Source organism: Pseudarthrobacter humi (assembly GCF_024294965.1).
Classification (GTDB): domain Bacteria; phylum Actinomycetota; class Actinomycetes; order Actinomycetales; family Micrococcaceae; genus Arthrobacter; species Arthrobacter humi.
In genome coordinates, this window is record NZ_JANCLV010000005.1 from 58,477 (window position 1) to 75,112 (window position 16,636).

14 protein-coding genes are annotated in these 16,636 nt (G+C 61.7%); 8 read left to right on the plus strand and 6 right to left on the minus strand.

Annotation, left to right across the window (positions count from 1 at the left end; translation table 11 throughout):
- Nucleotides 1-45: 45 nt before the first annotated feature.
- The 6 genes from gyrB to dnaA form a co-directional block, all read right to left on the minus strand.
- Complete coding sequence (gyrB, locus tag NFC73_RS09235) at nt 46-2,136, minus strand: DNA topoisomerase (ATP-hydrolyzing) subunit B (RefSeq protein ID WP_308292667.1); 2,091 nt, start codon at nt 2,134-2,136, stop codon at nt 46-48.
- 371 nt (nt 2,137-2,507) lie between these two features.
- Nucleotides 2,508-3,065, minus strand: coding sequence for a DciA family protein (locus tag NFC73_RS09240; RefSeq protein ID WP_056342749.1), 558 nt, complete (start codon nt 3,063-3,065; stop codon nt 2,508-2,510).
- Complete coding sequence (gene recF / locus NFC73_RS09245; RefSeq protein ID WP_254749555.1) at nt 3,058-4,260, minus strand: DNA replication/repair protein RecF; 1,203 nt, start codon at nt 4,258-4,260, stop codon at nt 3,058-3,060. Before recF ends, NFC73_RS09240 begins: the two co-directional genes overlap by 8 nt.
- Nucleotides 4,261-4,304: 44 nt before the next feature.
- Entirely contained in the window at nt 4,305-5,189 is an 885-nt protein-coding gene (gene gnd, locus NFC73_RS09250; protein ID WP_254749556.1) for a phosphogluconate dehydrogenase (NAD(+)-dependent, decarboxylating), read from the minus strand.
- 103 nt (nt 5,190-5,292) lie between these two features.
- The gene (gene dnaN, locus NFC73_RS09255; protein WP_058930635.1) at nt 5,293-6,417 is read right to left on the minus strand and encodes a DNA polymerase III subunit beta; all 1,125 of its coding nucleotides are present in this window, start codon (nt 6,415-6,417) and stop codon (nt 5,293-5,295) included.
- A 528-nt stretch (nt 6,418-6,945) separates the two neighbouring features.
- Complete coding sequence (dnaA, locus tag NFC73_RS09260) at nt 6,946-8,367, minus strand: chromosomal replication initiator protein DnaA (protein WP_056342735.1); 1,422 nt, start codon at nt 8,365-8,367, stop codon at nt 6,946-6,948.
- A gap of 469 nt (nt 8,368-8,836) precedes the next feature.
- Here dnaA and rpmH point away from each other — a divergent pair, with 469 nt between their 5' ends.
- The 8 genes from rpmH (at nt 8,837) to NFC73_RS09300 (ending at nt 14,575) form a co-directional block, all read left to right on the plus strand.
- Nucleotides 8,837-8,974: a 50S ribosomal protein L34 gene (gene rpmH / locus NFC73_RS09265; protein ID WP_003800212.1), complete on the plus strand. Its 138-nt coding sequence runs from the start codon at nt 8,837-8,839 to the stop codon at nt 8,972-8,974.
- Between the two features lie 40 nt (nt 8,975-9,014).
- Nucleotides 9,015-9,425: a ribonuclease P protein component gene (gene rnpA / locus NFC73_RS09270; RefSeq protein ID WP_254749557.1), complete on the plus strand. Its 411-nt coding sequence runs from the start codon at nt 9,015-9,017 to the stop codon at nt 9,423-9,425.
- Nucleotides 9,418-9,813 carry a membrane protein insertion efficiency factor YidD gene (gene yidD, locus NFC73_RS09275; protein ID WP_252600890.1) on the plus strand — a complete coding sequence of 132 codons (396 nt, stop codon included), beginning with the start codon at nt 9,418-9,420 and terminating at the stop codon, nt 9,811-9,813. The genes rnpA and yidD overlap by 8 nt, the downstream gene beginning before the upstream one ends.
- Nucleotides 9,814-9,829: 16 nt before the next feature.
- Nucleotides 9,830-10,804: a membrane protein insertase YidC gene (yidC, locus tag NFC73_RS09280; protein ID WP_254749558.1), complete on the plus strand. Its 975-nt coding sequence runs from the start codon at nt 9,830-9,832 to the stop codon at nt 10,802-10,804.
- Nucleotides 10,804-11,370, plus strand: coding sequence for a Jag family protein (locus NFC73_RS09285; protein WP_254749559.1), 567 nt, complete (start codon nt 10,804-10,806; stop codon nt 11,368-11,370). Before yidC ends, NFC73_RS09285 begins: the two co-directional genes overlap by 1 nt.
- 20 nt (nt 11,371-11,390) lie before the next feature.
- Complete coding sequence (gene rsmG / locus NFC73_RS09290) at nt 11,391-12,041, plus strand: 16S rRNA (guanine(527)-N(7))-methyltransferase RsmG (protein WP_254749560.1); 651 nt, start codon at nt 11,391-11,393, stop codon at nt 12,039-12,041.
- An 86-nt stretch (nt 12,042-12,127) separates the two neighbouring features.
- Entirely contained in the window at nt 12,128-13,201 is a 1,074-nt protein-coding gene (locus tag NFC73_RS09295) for a ParA family protein (protein WP_254749561.1), read from the plus strand.
- Nucleotides 13,202-13,267: 66 nt separating this feature from the next.
- Nucleotides 13,268-14,575 carry a ParB/RepB/Spo0J family partition protein gene (locus NFC73_RS09300; RefSeq protein ID WP_254749562.1) on the plus strand — a complete coding sequence of 436 codons (1,308 nt, stop codon included), beginning with the start codon at nt 13,268-13,270 and terminating at the stop codon, nt 14,573-14,575.
- The last annotated feature ends 2,061 nt before the right edge of the window (nt 14,576-16,636 follow it).

Consider the following 16,636-nt stretch of genomic DNA (forward strand, 5'->3'; position numbering starts at 1 on the left):
GTTTCAGGTATATGTCGGTCTTGGAATATCTGCTCGGTGAACCGGTCAGATATCCAGGAACCTGACGTCCTTGGCGTTCTGCTGGATGAAGTTTCGGCGGGACTCCACGTCTTCGCCCATCAGTGTGGAGAAGGTCTGGTCCGCTGCCAGGGCATCGTCCATGGTGACCTGCAGGAGGGTCCGGTGGTCCGGGTCCATGGTGGTGTCCCACAGCTCGGTGTAGTCCATCTCGCCCAGGCCCTTGTAGCGCTGGATGCCGTTGTCCTTCGGAATACGGCGGCCGGCGGCCTGCCCGGACAGGAGCTTGGCATCGCGCTGCTTGTCGCTGAAGACGTAGTCGTGCGGCGCGTTGGACCACTTGATCCGGTACAGCGGGGGCTGCGCCAGGTACACGTAGCCGTTTTCGATCAGCGGGCGCATATAGCGGAACAGCAGCGTCATGAGCAGCGTGGTGATGTGCTGGCCGTCGACGTCAGCGTCGGCCATCAGCACGATCTTGTGGTACCGGAGCTTGCTGAGGTCGAAGTCCTCGCCGATGCCGGTGCCGAACGCGGTGATCATGGACTGGACCTCGGTGTTGCCCAGGGCCTTGTCCAGCCGGGCCCGCTCCACGTTCAGGATCTTGCCGCGCAGCGGCAGGATGGCCTGGGTTTCAGGGTTGCGGCCTCGCTTGGCGGAACCGCCGGCGGAGTCGCCCTCCACGATGTACACCTCGCAGCGGGCGGGATCCTTCGAGGAACAGTCGGACAGCTTGCCGGGCATCCCGAAGGATTCCAGCGGGCTCTTGCGGCGCGCATTGTCACGGGCCTTCCGCGCGGCCATCCGGGCCTGGGCCGCGGAGATGGCCTTACGGATGACATCGCGGGCGGGGCCGGGGTTGCGTTCCAGCCAGTCGCCCAGGCCGTCGGTGACAACGCGCTGGACGAAGCCCTTGACCTCGGAGTTGCCGAGCTTGGTCTTGGTCTGGCCCTCGAACTGCGGCTCGGCCAGCTTCACGGAGATGACCGCCGTGAGGCCTTCACGGATATCGTCACCGGTGAGGTTGTCGTCCTTTTCCTTGATGATGCTCTTCTCCCGCGCGTAGCGGTTGATGAGGGAGGTCATCGCGGCGCGGAAACCCTCTTCGTGGGTGCCGCCCTCGTGGGTGTTGATGGTGTTGGCATAGGTGTGGACGCTCTCGGAATACGCGTTGGTCCACTGCATCGCCATTTCCAGCGCGATGTGCCGTTCCGTGTCCTCGGTTTCGAAGGAAATGACGTCTTCGTGGACAACATCAACCTTCTTGCCCGAGTTCAGGTGCTTCACATAGTCCAGCAGGCCGTCGTCGTACTGGTACACCACGGTGCGGTGCTCAGCGGCGACTTCGCCTTCCGTGACCACAGCGTCAAGGTCAAGGTCCTCATTGGCGTCCGCGTTCGAGGCTGCGGTGCGCTCGTCCGTGAGCGTGATCCGCAGGCCCTTGTTCAGGAAGGCCATCTGCTGGAAGCGGGCGCGGAGCGTCTCGAAATCAAATTCAGTGGATTCGAAAATTCCCGCGTCCGGGTAGAAGGTCTGGGTGGTGCCGGTGGTGGCGCTCTCTTCGCCCTTGACCAGCCCACCCTGGGGCTTGCCGCCGTCGGCGAAGGACATCCGCCAGACGTTGCCCTGCCGCCGGACTTCGGTGTCCACCCTGCTGGAAAGCGCGTTCACCACGGAGATACCCACGCCATGGAGGCCGCCCGAGACGGCGTAGCCGCCGCCGCCGAACTTGCCGCCGGCGTGCAGGATGGTCATAACCACTTCCACGGTGGGCTTGTGCTCGGTGGGATGCATGTCCACGGGGATGCCGCGGCCATCATCTACAACTTTGACGCCGCCGTCGGCCTGCAGGACTATTTCGATGTGCGTGCAGTACCCGGCCAGCGCCTCGTCAACAGAGTTGTCCACGACTTCATAGACCAGGTGGTGCAGGCCGCGCGGCCCGGTGGAGCCGATATACATGCCCGGGCGTTTCCGGACGGCTTCGAGGCCCTCAAGTACAGTGATGTCGCTTGCGCCGTACTCCCGGGGTGTCACGGCCTCCGCCGGGGTATCGGGAGTAGGGACATCCTCCGTAGCGCGTTCCACTGCCTGGGTATCTGTATTGTCGTTAGCCACAGGTGCTGTCGACTCCTCTTTTTCGATGATGGCCGGCGGCGGCCTTCCAGGGGAAAGCATCCGCCAACAGGCACAAGCTGATGGCGCTGACGGATACGTCGACGTGCAGGACCGAAGTCCGCCTGCGGAGAGCGTGCGGAAAACGGACTCAGTCAACGTTTCACCGGCGCCCAGTTATCTGCTGTGATTCTATCGTGAAATGGGCTGCAAACCCGCATTCCGGCAGGCGTCGCGGGACCTTGATGTGCCGATGCGAGGCCATTGACCCCGCCTAGGGCGCCCTCGAGGTCCCGCCTCCGGGTGCCTATACACCCCAAGGGCGTTAGCCCGCCCTACACGCCGCCGGACGAATATTCAAGAGTCGACGGCGGCTAACCGTACGTATCGCGCGGCCCGCGGCCGTTGACGGTGCGTCCCCCCTTGCGCCAGCTGGGTGCTGACGGGCCGAGCACCTGGATGCTGGTGACCACACCATCGCCCAGTTCCGTGCGGAACTTCTCCAGCAGGCTGTTGCTCAGCAGCCGCAGCTGCGTGGACCAGGCCGTCGAGTCGCAGCGCACATGAAGGGTGGTATCGGTGAAGCTCTCCGGGGTACAGTGCGCTGAAATCTCCGGGCCAACCAGTGTGGCCCACTCTGCCATGACCGACCCCACCGCTACCGGCGAGCTCCAGCCGCGTTCGGCCACGAGCCGTCCCACCACTTTGCCGAGCCCCAGCGGATCACGGCCGGTGGAATGGAACTGGCTGAAACCGCGGGTATCCCGGATCCCACCCTTTGTCTTGGCGGCGCCGGCCTTGGGGGGCGCCTTCCGGCGGATTTCGCCGCGTGCAGCCGCGGCCTCGCGCATGCGGTTGAGCGCAGCCTGCGGCGCGTCGATGTTGTCAGGATCCCGGCCAGGCTGTAGCCCGCCCTTTTCATCCTTATTCATCGATTCCTCCCGGGACGACCTTCACCCGCCGGCCGGAGAGTTCCTCCGGGATATCGGCGTCGACGGCGGCGGTCACCAGGACCTGTTCCGCGCCGGAGACTATTGCCGCCAGTTTACGCCGGCGCCCCACATCCAGCTCGGCGAAAACGTCGTCGAGGATAAGGATCGGCGCAGACCCGCCGGTCCTCGCGTCATCGAGCATGACGTAATAGGAGGCGAGCCGGAGGGAGAGGCACATCGACCAGGTTTCGCCGTGCGAGGCGTACCCCTTGGCGGGCGCTTCGCCGAGGATCAGTTCGAGCTCATCCCGGTGCGGCCCCACCAGGGAGATTCCGCGTTCAAGTTCCTTGCGGCGGGAGGTCGCAAAGGCCTGGACATAGCGGCCGGTGAGGTCCTCAACGGTGAGGTCCCACAGATCTTCGGCAGCGGCGGACTCTCCCGCCAAAAACCCGCCGCCGGCACCCGGTGCCGCGCCGCCGTCGTCGTCCATCAGGTTTTCGAGGGTGGACCGGTAGACGGCATTCGCTTCCTTGGAGCCATCCGTGAGCTGGGCATACGCCTTGGCCAGGTGCGGTCTCAACAGTTCCACCAGTTTCAGCCGCGCGTGCAGCAGTTCGGCGCCCGCCCGGGCCATGTGCTGGTCCCAGACATCGAGGGTGGCCTCGTGCCCGGCAGTGAATTTTCCGGCGCGGGCGGATTTGAGCAGGGCGTTGCGCTGTTTCAGGACGCGGTCATAGTCCGTGCGGGTCGCCGCGTGCCGGGGCATGAGGCTGACCAGCAGCTCGTCGAGGAACCGGCGGCGGTTGGACGGATCTCCCTTGACGAGCGCCAGGTCTTCAGGGGCGAAAAGCACTGTCTGGCAGATCCCCAGGAGATCCCTGGCACGGACGGGATTGCTGCGGTTGATCCGCCCCCTGTTGGCTCGGCTGGCGTTGATCTCAAGTTCCAGAACTGTGGTCTGGCCGCCGCGGACCAGGCGGGCACGGACCAGCGCGCGGTCCGTGCCGAACCGGAGCAGCGGGGCGTCGGAGCTGACCCGGTGCGAGCTGAGGGTGGCCAGGTATCCAATGGCCTCCATGAGGTTGGTTTTGCCGATGCCGTTTGCCCCGACGAGCACGGTGACCCCCGGTTCGAGCGGGAGGTCAACCTGGGCGTAGCTGCGGAAGTCAGTGAGCGATAGGTGTTCTAGGTACACGCTGTGTTCGACAATTCTCGGAACCCACGGTCCCGGGGTGGATTTTACTTGGCGGGACGGGTGGCATGCCCGCCGAACTGGTGGCGCAGCGCGGAAACCATCTTCATGGCGGGCGAGTTTTCCTCGCGGGAGGAGAAGCGCGCGAAGAGTGCAGCTGTGATGGCCGGCGCCGGGACAGCGTTGGCAATGGCCTCCTCAACGGTCCAGCGGCCTTCGCCCGAGTCTTCGACGTAGTCATCGATGGATTCCAGTCCCGGGTCCTCGTCCAGCGCCTTGACCATCAGGTCCAGCAGCCAGGACCGGACCACGGTGCCCTTTTGCCAGGCACGGAACGTACCGGGCAGGTCGTCAACAATGTCCTTGGCAGCCAGCAGTTCGTAGCCCTCGGCGTACGCCTGCATCAGGCCGTACTCGATGCCATTGTGGACCATCTTGGCGTAGTGTCCGGCACCGATTCCGCCGACGTGGACAAAGCTGTCCGCCCGCTCGCCTTCGGGACGGAGCACATCGAAAACAGGCAGTGCCCGCTCAATATCGGCGGCATCGCCGCCGGCCATGAGCCCGTACCCGTTCTGGAGGCCCCACACTCCGCCGGAAACACCGCAGTCGGCGAAACGGATCCCCTTCTCAGCCAGCGCGGCACCATGTTTTTGGTCCTCGGTGAAGCGGGAGTTGCCGCCGTCGATCACCAGGTCGCCGGCGTCGAGCTTGTCCCCGAGTTCGGTGATAACGGCATCGGTGATGTCGCCTGACGGGACCATGACCCAGATCAGCCGCGGGGCCGGAACCGCCGCAATGAGCTCATCCACGGAGGCAACATCGGTGACCTCCGGGTTGCGGTCAAGACCCGTGACCTCAATGCCGCCCTTGCGCAGGCGTTCGCGCATGTTGAAACCCATCTTGCCAAGGCCGATCAGTCCAATATGCACGTGGGTCTCTTTTCTGCACGGGGTTGGCTGTTGCTGAACGGGTCATCCCAACTAGGTCGCACTAAGTGTCGTTATGAGGGCCCATAACGACGTTTTCTGCTACCTAGTTGGGAAGGCGGACGGGCATGACCAGGTAACGGTAGTCGTCCTGGTCCTCACCGTCGGCGTCTGCCTGGGCCGTGATCATCGCGGGCTTCGGCGCCGTGGTGAAGGAGAACCTGACGTACTTCGTTTCGATGACGCTCAGGCCTTCCACCAGGTAGTGCGGGTTGAAGGCGACGGTGATGTCGTCACCGGAGAGCTGGGCTTCGAGTTCTTCGGAGGCCTGGGCATCTTCGCCGGTGCCGGCGTCCAGGTGCAGCAGTCCTTCGGTGAACGCGAGGCGAACCGGTGTGTTGCGTTCGGCCACCAGCGACACACGGCGGACGGCTTCCACAAGTTCCTGCGTCTGGACAGTTGCGTGGATGGGCGTGGAATCCGGGAACAGCGAGCGGATCTTGGGGTAATCGCCATCCACGAGCAGCGACGTGGTGGTGCGGCCGCCGCTTTCGAAACCGATCAGCCGGCTGTCATCGTCAGCAAGGGCGAGGTTGATGTCGCCGCTGTTGCCAAGCGTCTTGGCCACTTCGTTGAGGGTTTTTGCCTTGACCAGCGCACTGGTGGAAATTCCCGGGGTGGTGGGCTTCCACGGCACTTCGCGCATGGCCAGACGGTAGCGGTCGGTTGCCAGAAGCGTGATGAGGTCATCCTCGATCTCCATCCGGACGCCGGTCAGGATGGGGAGCGTGTCATCCTTACTGGCCGCAATGATCACCTGGGACACAGCCTGGGCGAATGCGTCACCCGGGACGGTGCCGCTGATGGCGGGCAACGCAGGCAGCGGCGGGTATTCGGCCTCGGGCATGGTGGCCAGGTGGAAGCTGCTGCGGCGGCAGGTCAGCGTCACCTTGTTGCCATCGGTCTCCACGACCACCGGAGCGGAAGGAAGGCTGCGGCAAATGTCTGCGAGGAGGCGTCCGGAAACGAGGATGGTTCCCTCGGCGGTGATGTCCGCGGGGATGTCCAGCCGTGCGGAGGTCTCGTAGTCAAAGCTCGAGAGGCTGACCGTGCCGGCTTCAGCCTTCAGGAGCAGGCCGGACAGCACTGGAACCGGCGGCCGCGGAGACAACGACCGGGCTGTCCAGGTGACGGCTTCTGCCAGGACGTCCCGTTCGACTCTGAACTTCACGGAAGGGTGCCGCCTTTCATTGCTGCTGCCTTGTCTGAACCGGAAACTCCCACAGGGAGCCCAAAAGTAGTGGCGCCCCAACAACGGAACCTGCATGGTTCATCAAGTGCTGAACCACAAAGAAACCCGAGGATGGGAGCGCTGCTGACAGCTTAGCCGGAAGACAGCTGATTAACCCATCCCCGGTCAGGACGCCTGGGGTCCGGAGGCCCTTGGGCCTGGGCCGGTTCGGGGTGCGGATCGAGATTGTTATTTGAGGGAAATCAATTTCTTGGGATTAGTAGTGTTAATAACTGCTGTGGATACTGTGGATAACTCGATCCGGCCGCAGGATCCAGCGGTTAAGCCCTGTTCATGGATTGTGGGTGACGCAGGTTTTAAACAGGCTGTGGATGGGGATAACAATTTTTGGGTTTTCGCTGATCCACAGGCGGCTTAAGGGTTTTAAGCCCATTAAGCTCAGTTGTCCCCTTAAGTATCCACAGGGTTATCCACATGCACCTGTTAATAAGGTATAGAGGCGACGGCTCAGGAGTTGCGCTGCTGCTGCTTGATCCTGTTGGTGAGTTCGGTGACCTGGTTGTAGATCACACGACGCTCAGCCATCAGTTCACGGATTTTGCGGTCCGCGTGGATCACCGTGGTGTGGTCGCGGCCGCCGAGTTCCTGGCCGATCTTCGGTAGGGACATGTCCGTGAGTTCGCGGCAGAGGTACATGGCGATCTGCCGGGCGGTCACCAGCGTGCGGGTCCGGGACTTGCTGCAGAGTTCCTCCATGGTGAGCTTGAAGTACTCCGCCGTCTGGATCAGGATCTGGCTCGACGTGATTTCCTGGGCCCCGTCGTCCGTGATGAGGTCTTTGAGGACCATCTCAGCCAACGCAACATCGACGGGCTGACGGTTCAGGCTGGCGAATGCCGTGACCCGGATCAGTGCGCCTTCGAGTTCGCGGATATTGCTGGAGATCTTGGAAGCGATGTATTCCAGGGCATCGTCCGGGGCGGAGAGGCCTTCGCTGAGCGCCTTCTTCCGCAGGATGGCGATGCGGGTCTCGAGCTCGGGCGGCTGGATGTCGGTGAGGAGGCCCCACTCGAAGCGGGACTTCATCCGGTCCTCGAAACCTGCCAGCTGTTTGGGCGGCAGATCCGAGGTGATGACCACCTGTTTGTTGTTGTTGTGCAGGGAGTTGAACGTGTGGAAGAACTCCTCCAGCGTCCGGTCCTTGCCTGCCAGGAACTGGATGTCATCGATCAGCAGCACATCCACGTTGCGGTACGTGGTCTTGAAGCTGGCGCCTTCGTCATCGCGGATGGAGTTGATGAAGTCGTTGGTGAACTCTTCGGAGTTCACGTACCGGACCCGGATTCCGCTGTACAGGCGGCGGGCATAGTGGCCGATCGCGTGCAGGAGGTGGGTCTTGCCCAGTCCGGAATCACCGTAGATGAACAGCGGGTTGTAGGCCTTGGCGGGCGCTTCGGCCACGGCCACGGCAGCTGCATGGGCAAAGCGGTTGGACGAACCGATCACAAAGGTATCGAAGACGTACTTGGGGTTCAGCCGGCCGAACTCGTGGGAAGTGCTCGGCAGCATCGGCTGCGGCTTCTGTTCGATCAGCTGGTCCGGCGAGTAGGAAGGTTCGACGACGGGTTCCGGCTCCGTGTGGAGCGGCACCAGATCAGTGTCCACGTCGATCGCGCAGCGGATGTCCTCGGAGAAAACGTTATGCAGGGCGTCATCCAGGGCGTCCTTGACCTGGGTCTGAAGGACTTCGCGGGTCAGTTCGTTGGGAACGGCCACCAGGAGGGTGGATCCGATCAGGCCCTGGGCCTGCGCCAGGATGACAAAGCCCCGCTGCCGTGGAGATACGCGGTCGTCCTGCTCGAGCAGGCTCACCACCCGACGCCAGGAACTTCCGACAGTATTGGCGTGGTTGGCTTCGTCTACTGTCATCAATCAGTTCCTCAAAACTTGCGTGCCTGCATTACGTGCAGCCCCAAGTCCCGAACCAGGATGCTGGTTCAGCTTCATCCACAGAGTTATGCACAGTCCGTGGATAATCGGCTACTGAGCCACTCTAGGGGAACAAAAGGCCAGAAGATAGCTGGGAAGTAGCTTGTGGATAATTACACCGTTGTGGTTCGAAAACAGGCCTTGTGAGCCACTTCATCCACAGGCTGTGGGGCCAGGTTAACCACAGCCGGGGACAGGGACGCAGGGGTACCCCGGTTTGACTCTGGCAGGCATTTTGCCCTAACGTTGTGAAGTCCTTTGTGTACGCTTTTTGGCCCCTTCTGAATCTCTTTGACGCACCGCGTTGAAGCAGCCGGGGGAAGCGTGCATATACAAAACTTAGCGTCGGCCAGTTCTTCCCCTTTTACTGATCGGGTGGGCGCACCTTTGATCCACTGGAGTAACTAACGTGAGCAAGCGGACTTTTCAGCCGAATAACCGCCGTCGAGCCAAGAAGCACGGCTTCCGCCTTCGTATGCGTACCCGTGCCGGCCGTGCCATCCTGGCAGCCCGTCGTGGCAAGGGCCGCACCGAACTGTCGGCCTAGATATCTGACTCGTCGGTAATCTTTTCTTTGCGAGTTTAAGGTGCTGGCCACCCGTAACCGTTTGAGGACTGCAACCGATTTTTCAACAACCGTACGTTCCGGTGTCCGCAATGGACGCCGGAACGTAGTGTTATATGCGGCAGCTATTGCTGCCGACGAACCCAGCCGGATCGGGTTCATTGTTTCCAAAGGTGTCGGGAACGCTGTGGTCAGGAACCTCGTTAAGAGGAGACTGAGAGAAGCCGGTGCTGCCTCGCTGCGCGAGTACGGTACCGGGTTCGCCATAGTGGTCCGGGCGCTGCCTGCGTCCGCTGACGCCAGCTGGGATCAACTGCTGGCGGACTACAACGCCGCACTGGAATCAACTATGAGCCGGTTGGGCAGCCGCCTTCCGCGGGCTGCCGTAAACGGTTCGACCGGTACAACACAGGAAGGGACACAGCGTGCGTAAGGTAACTGCCGCCGTCGTCCACTCCCTTCATCCTGTTGCTGCCGCTGTGGGCACCTTTCTCTGGAACCTGCCCAGAAACATTCTTATTCTGCTGCTGATGGCATACCGCAAGGTGATTTCTCCCTTGTATGGCCAGGTCTGCCGTTTCTTTCCTTCCTGCTCGGCGTACGCCCTTGAAGCGATCACTGTCCATGGGGCGGTGAAGGGCAGCTGGCTTGCGGCCCGTCGCCTTGTGCGCTGCCATCCGTGGAATGCCGGCGGTGTGGACCATGTTCCCGCCGGCCACCGCCACTGGCCCGATCACCGGACCCCCACAATTGTTGTGCTGAACAACCCGGACAAGTACCTGGCTGCTCAGACTGATGGAGAAGGCCGCCTTGCGGCCTGACGAATAGGGATATCGTATGGACTTCTTTGAAACAATCATGTTTCCGTTCAAGTGGCTCGTTTCCATCATCATGGTGGGCTTCCACGAGGGCCTGAGCAGCATCGGGCTGCCGGAGGCTTCGGGCTGGACGTGGACGCTGTCCATCATCGGGCTGGTGCTGGTGATCCGTGCCGCCCTGATCCCGGTCTTCGTCAAGCAGATCAAGGCGCAGCGTGGCATGCAGCTGCTGCAGCCGGACCTGAAGAAACTCCAGGACAAGTACAAGGGCAAGACTGACCAGCTTTCCCGCCAGGCCATGGCGCAGGAACAGATGGCCATGTACAAGAAGCACGGGACCAACCCCTTCTCTGCCTGCTTGCCCATGCTGATCCAGATGCCGTTCTTCTTCGCGCTGTTCACCGTGTTGTCCGGAATCAGCACGGCCCGTGACAAGGGCCTCGGCATCGGGGCGATGAGCCACGACCAGGTAGTGCAGTTCGATGAGTCCACGATCTTCGGCGCCACACTGTCCGCATCGCTGCTGCACGGCGGCGAGGGCAATCTGACGTCCGTCTGGATCCTCTCGATTGTGATGATCCTGGCCATGACGGCCTCGCAGTTCATCACGCAGAAGCAGATCATGGCCAAGAACATGTCTGAAGAGGCCATGGCCAGCCCGTTCATGCGCCAGCAGAAGATGATGCTTTACATCCTGCCCGTCGTGTTCGGTGTGGGTGGTATCAACTTCCCCATCGGTGTCCTCATCTACTGGACCACCACCAACCTCTGGACCATGGCGCAGCAGTTCTTCGTCATCCGCCGCATGCCGACGCCGGGATCCCCCGCCGCCAAGGCACTCGCCGAGCGCCGGGCTGCCAAGGGCCTGCCGGTCCTGCCCATTCTGGGCGGGAAGAAGGCCGATGCCGAAGCGGAGGCAGCTGCCGCCGCTGCGATCATCGAGCAAAAAGGACAGCGCGTCCAGCCCCAGCGTAAGAACAGGAAGAAAAAGTAATGTCAGCCGAAAGCACCGAACACGCCCTTTCCGACGAGGTCATTGACGATCAGGACGAAGCCTCAACGGACGCCGATGCTTCGCCCAAGGGATCCGCTGCCAGCCGCCTCGAAGAGGAAGGCGACGTTGCCGCAGATTACCTGGAGGAACTCCTTGATATCGCTGACATCGACGGCGACATTGACATTGAAGTCCGGAATGGCCGCACATACATTTCGATCGTTGCCGAGGAAGAAACTGATGGTCTCGACAGCCTCGTAGGCGAAGACGGCGAAGTCCTCGAAGCCCTTCAGGAACTGACCCGGCTCTCTGTTCTCTCCGCAACGGAGAACCGTTCACGCCTGGTCCTGGACATCAACGGCTACCGTCAGCAGCGCGCCGTCCACCTCCAGAAGATCGCCGAGGATGCGGCAGCTTCGGTCAAGGAGTCCGGCAAAGCCGTGGCACTGGAGCCGATGAGTGCCTACGAACGCAAAATCGTTCATGACGCCGTCGCTGACCTGGGACTCGTCAGCGAGTCCGAGGGCGAAGGCCCCGGGCGTCACATCGTAGTATCCGCAGACTAGAGAATGCTGAACCGCTAATCATGGTTGACATCACGGCAGCAGAATTGCTGGCGGCCGAGAAGATCTTCGGTGACCGCCTGGACCTGGCCAAACGCTACGTGGAGCACCTGGCCACGTCCGGAACCGAACGCGGGCTGATCGGGCCGCGTGAGATCCCGCGGTTGTGGAGCCGTCACGTCCTTAACTGTGCCGTCATCGAAAGCGAGATCGCGCACGGCAGTCGCGTTGCCGACGTCGGAAGCGGAGCCGGTCTCCCCGGACTTTGCCTTGCCATCGCGCGTCCGGACCTCCAGCTGACACTGATCGAGCCGCTGGAGCGCCGGGTGATCTGGCTCCAGGAAGTGGTGGACGATCTAGGCTTGACGAACGTCACGGTGATGCGGACCCGGGCGGAGCTTGCGGTTGGCATGGTGGACGCTGATGTTGTGACTGCCCGGGCTGTTTCCGCGTTGAGTAACCTCGCCGGCCTGACCATCCCCTTGCTCGCCGGCAAGGGTGAAGTTGTGGCCATTAAGGGACGCAGCGCAGGCGAGGAAATTGAAAAAGCAGCGAAGGTCATCCGGAAACTCGGTGGCGTCCAGACCTCTGTAGTGACTGTCGGTGAAAACCTCCTGGAGGAACCCACCACGGTGGTACGGATCGTCGTTAACAAGTCCCGAAAGATCTCCTAGTCCTGGCCCGGTAACCTTGGTCTGCAGGGCGAAGCGGTTAGGCTAGACAACGGCAGCAAAAGCCGAACGAGAGTGAGTGTGTCCCAGTGACCAGTAGCGAAGCCTCCACACAGCGGATACCCCCGTTCGTGTCTTTGGGGTCAGCACGATCAGTTGCTGGCATGGGTATGGGTTCCGCACCCGGACGAGGGGAAAGTCACCCTAATCCGGTTGCGGAAATGGCAATTCTTGCCTCTGTTTCACGTGAAACAACAACGGGTGGCCGGATCAACGTCATGGATACCATGGACGATTCCAGTCCTATCGCCCGGGAACTCGCGCACGAGACCAGGCGCCGCGAACGGCTGGTTGGCCGGAAACTTCCCAAGCCGGAGAAGACCCGTATCTTCACGGTGTCCAACCAAAAAGGCGGCGTGGGTAAGACCACCACCACCGTGAACATCGCTGCTGCCCTGGCCGCAGCCGGCCTGAACGTCCTGGTCATTGACATCGATCCCCAGGGCAACGCCTCCACCGCCCTCGGCGTCGAGCACCATGCCGACGTGGACAGCATCTACGACGTCCTCATCAACGATTTCCCTCTCGCTGACGTCGTGGCCCCCTGCCCGGACATCAGCAACCTGATCTGTGCTCCTGCCACCATTCACCTGGCCGGCGCGGAGATTGAGCTTGTTTCGCTTGTGGCCCGTGAGCAGCGGCTCCGCCGGGCGATCGACGTCTATGCCAAGTCACGGGCAAAGAACGGCGAAGAACGCCTCGACTACATCTTCATTGACTGTCCGCCCAGCCTCGGGTTGCTCACGGTTAATGCCTTCTGTGCTGCCGGTGAGGTCCTTATCCCCATCCAGTGTGAGTACTACGCACTGGAAGGCCTCAGTCAGCTCCTCAAGAACATTGAGATGATCCAGAAGCACCTGAATGCGGATCTGGTGGTCTCCACTATTCTCCTCACGATGTATGACGGACGGACCAATCTTGCAGCCCAGGTGGCAGCGGAAGTTCGCCTCCACTTCCCCGAGCAGGTCCTTGGTGCTGTAGTCCCCCGCTCAGTGCGGATTTCAGAAGCTCCGAGCTACCAGCAAACCGTCATGACGTACGATCCTTCCTCCAGTGGAGCCCTGTCTTACCTGGAAGCTGCAGCCGAAATCGCTGAACGCTAGAATCTTCAAGAACTGCAACAACCGGAGTCCGGCAAGATCTGACTCTTCCATCGGAGGGAATTATCCATGAGCGAAAAGCGACGTGGCCTAGGCCGCGGTCTTGGCGCACTCATTCCAAGTTCCGCCGGTAGTGCGTCGGGCAACGGTGGCGCTGTGTCGCGGCCTGTGGATCTCTTTTTTCCTGAAGGCCGCAAGAAAGTGGCGTCCCCTGACGACGGTTCAGGGAATGATGGGGCGGCTCTAGATGCTTCCTCTTCTGAGTCGGTTGCTTCCGAGTCGGTTGTGCCGGCCGAGGCCAACGACGCATCGGTAACGAAGAAAGCAGCCGCTCCGAGAACGGCCTCCCTCGCGAATCCGGCGGCCAAGACAGCAGAGAAGCTGCCGGCCGCAAAAGCTCCCGCCAAGGCTCCTGTGAAAGCTCCCGCAAAGGGCGGTTCAGCTGCATCAACGGTGGACGGTTCGCCCACGCCGGTTGAAGGCGCGCCTGGCGAGTCTGTGTCCGAGGCGCCTGAATCCCAAAGCAGTACGCCGGATAACGGTGTTGACCTCGTGGAAGTCCCCGGCGTGCGTTTTGCCGAGATTCCGGTCACCGACATCCATCCGAACCGCAAACAGCCCCGCTCAGTCTTCGATGACGATGACATGGCCGAGCTCATCCACTCCGTGCGCGAAATCGGCGTCCTCCAGCCAATTGTGGTTCGTACTTCAACCGAAGAAGGTGGAGAACCATATGAGCTGGTGATGGGTGAGCGTCGGTGGAGGGCAGTGCAGGCGGCCGGGATGGCGACCATCCCTGCAATTGTCCGGGACACCACTGATGATGACCTCCTCAGGGATGCACTGCTGGAGAACCTGCACCGCAGCCAGTTGAACCCGCTCGAAGAAGCTGCCGCTTACCAGCAGCTGCTTGAAGACTTCGGAACGACTCACGAGCAGCTTGCGGACCGCATTGGCCGTTCACGCCCCCAGGTTTCGAACACGCTGCGTCTCCTCAAACTTCCGCCCCTGGTTCAGCGTCGTGTGGCGGCCAGCGTTATTTCAGCTGGCCACGCGCGCGCGCTGCTCGCCCTGCCGGATGCAGCTGCCATGGAACGCCTCGCCCAGAAAATCGTGGCTGAAGGCATGTCTGTTCGGGCAACCGAAGAAGCCGTCACTCTCTATCAGGATCCTGCCAAGCCTGCCAAGAACAACATCCCTCGTCCGGGAGCCCGCCATGAGCGCTTGGACTATCTTGCATCCTCGTTGTCAGACCGCTTGGACACCAACGTTAAGATTTCCCTGGGTGTCCGCAAGGGGCGTGTCAGCATTGAATTCGCCAGCGTTGAAGACCTGAACCGCATCATGGAAGTTCTTGCGCCGGGATCTGAAAACTAGCGTTCTCTGTTCAAGGAAGGGCCTGTTTCACGTGAAACAGGCCCTTCCTTCGTCTGTATTGACGCCATCCTCGCACTCCGGAGCTGATACTGGCGTGGCCATCGTGGTTGTGACACGCCCCGGGATTGAGCCCGCGGTTCGCATCGCGTGCCACTCTGGTCCCGATGGGATAGTTCCGTTGTGGCGACGCAAGTTTCGCATTGTCTGCTGCCTTGGACTCCTCCATAGACTGGACTCCGCCAACGACTGGTCCCCTCTTGAGGCTGGCGTCTCTGCCGGTGTTGCCACGGCAGCGGTGGACGTCGGTGGCTTCGGTTTTGCTGACGCACTAGAGGTGCGCACTGAAGGCGATGCAGCTGGCGGAGTCGCGAACTCCCGAGACGGCGGTCAGGCAGGAGCGGTGGATTCGACGGATCGCTGAACACTCTGATACGAGTCGTGATGCTTGACGCCCAGTGGGCTCCCGTTGCTGCGAAGCGGTGAAGAATGCGTCGATTCGCACAATTTCTAATCAGTCGCGTGCGGTGTCCTTACTGCCAAGCGGCAGGAACACCGTGTTCGATGTTCTTGCTCTCTTTTTCTCTTCCAGGGAGCTGGTGTGCAGCGTAGGCACCCGTGCAGCTGTTGGCCCCAGCCTGCGGCTGGCTCGGTGCCTAAGCGGATGCGCCAGGGTGGACGTCTCCCCCCGCGACTGGTCGCAAGATGGCCTTCTGACTTTCAATCTGGTTCGGCAACATTCGGGTTCGGCAACGTCAGGTTCAGATGGGAAGACGTCTCGCGGTGGCTGTTTCACGTGAAACATCAAGAGGGTATGTGCCGGATCTAGGCGGCGCCATCGAGAACGAACATGAAGTTGGTATGGTTTACAGCTAACGCCGCGTGATCTCGCCAGCCTCGCCTGATCTACGGCCACGGCTGCGGTGAAGCAAACTCGGCTTTGCAGCATACGGGGTCTGCGCGGGCAGCCAATACCGGGCCAGAAATTACTCCTGCAGCAATTCACTACGCTTCGTGAGGGTAGCCGAGATCGCGGGGAAGGCTCGGTATACGCCCCGGTCGTCTTCCATATGGTTTCACGTGAAACATCGTGACGAGTCCAGGGCACTGCGCCCGGCATCTCCGCGTGGCCGCGGAACCCCTGCACTCCGGCACTCCGGCACGCCCACGCCGCGACGCCCCAACGCCCCAACGTCCCGACGCCCTAACCGTGCCGGCGAGGGGGGCTGGGACACGGATTGCAACATGCAGCCTAAACGCCCTCCCATCTCGATCGCCGCGGGAACAGAGATAATTCACAGACCTTGGAGCTAACGGACTAGAGCCTACGTTGACCTCTTCACGCCTAGAGGATGATGTCGACCCCAATCCCCCGGCCGGCAGTGACGGGCCGCCAGTGGCTACATCCTGCTGAACCAGCGCATGGCCGCCCATGACTCTGGGACCTTGGTAAGCCGTCCAGAGGGTTCGTATCCAGCGGAGAGCCATGCCGTGGTCCAGATTGTCCCGTCCGTCGCGGCCAGACCCTGACGCCTGAGTTCCATCCGACGGGCAGATAGCCGAACAGATAGCTTCCTGGCGCATCCGAGGACCTTTGAGCTGGCAGCCACTGACGACGCTTGAGATTGAGGCACCTCAGATGTTCCGGCCGAGGCCGGGATGCTGGCCACACGCCGGCGCATCGTTGGCATCGGCTGAGGCGGGCGGGCAGGCAGGTACGACCTCGCCCTTGGGGACCTTCGTCAAATGGTCTTCTGTGGAGACAGGAAGTCGACAAAAACGAGTCTGTAAGATGCCTCCATACAAACAAGTTTCAGGAAGGGCGCCTCGATCGCCCGACTTGGCCAATAGGGGCGTCTGCTGCCTCATCCGGTAACAGTCCTGGGCAGGAACGCGACGGTCCAAGACGTCACATCATAACCTTGGGCAATCTGTCATAGCGCGTCTCTGGGCCAGCTCCGCGACCGGGCTTCGCCCCTTTAGGACCTGACCGCGGGGTGCCCAGAATACGCCCCAGTCGGGGAGTGTCCGGGAGTGGAAGGAATTGGTGGAGGCCGAGTCGTC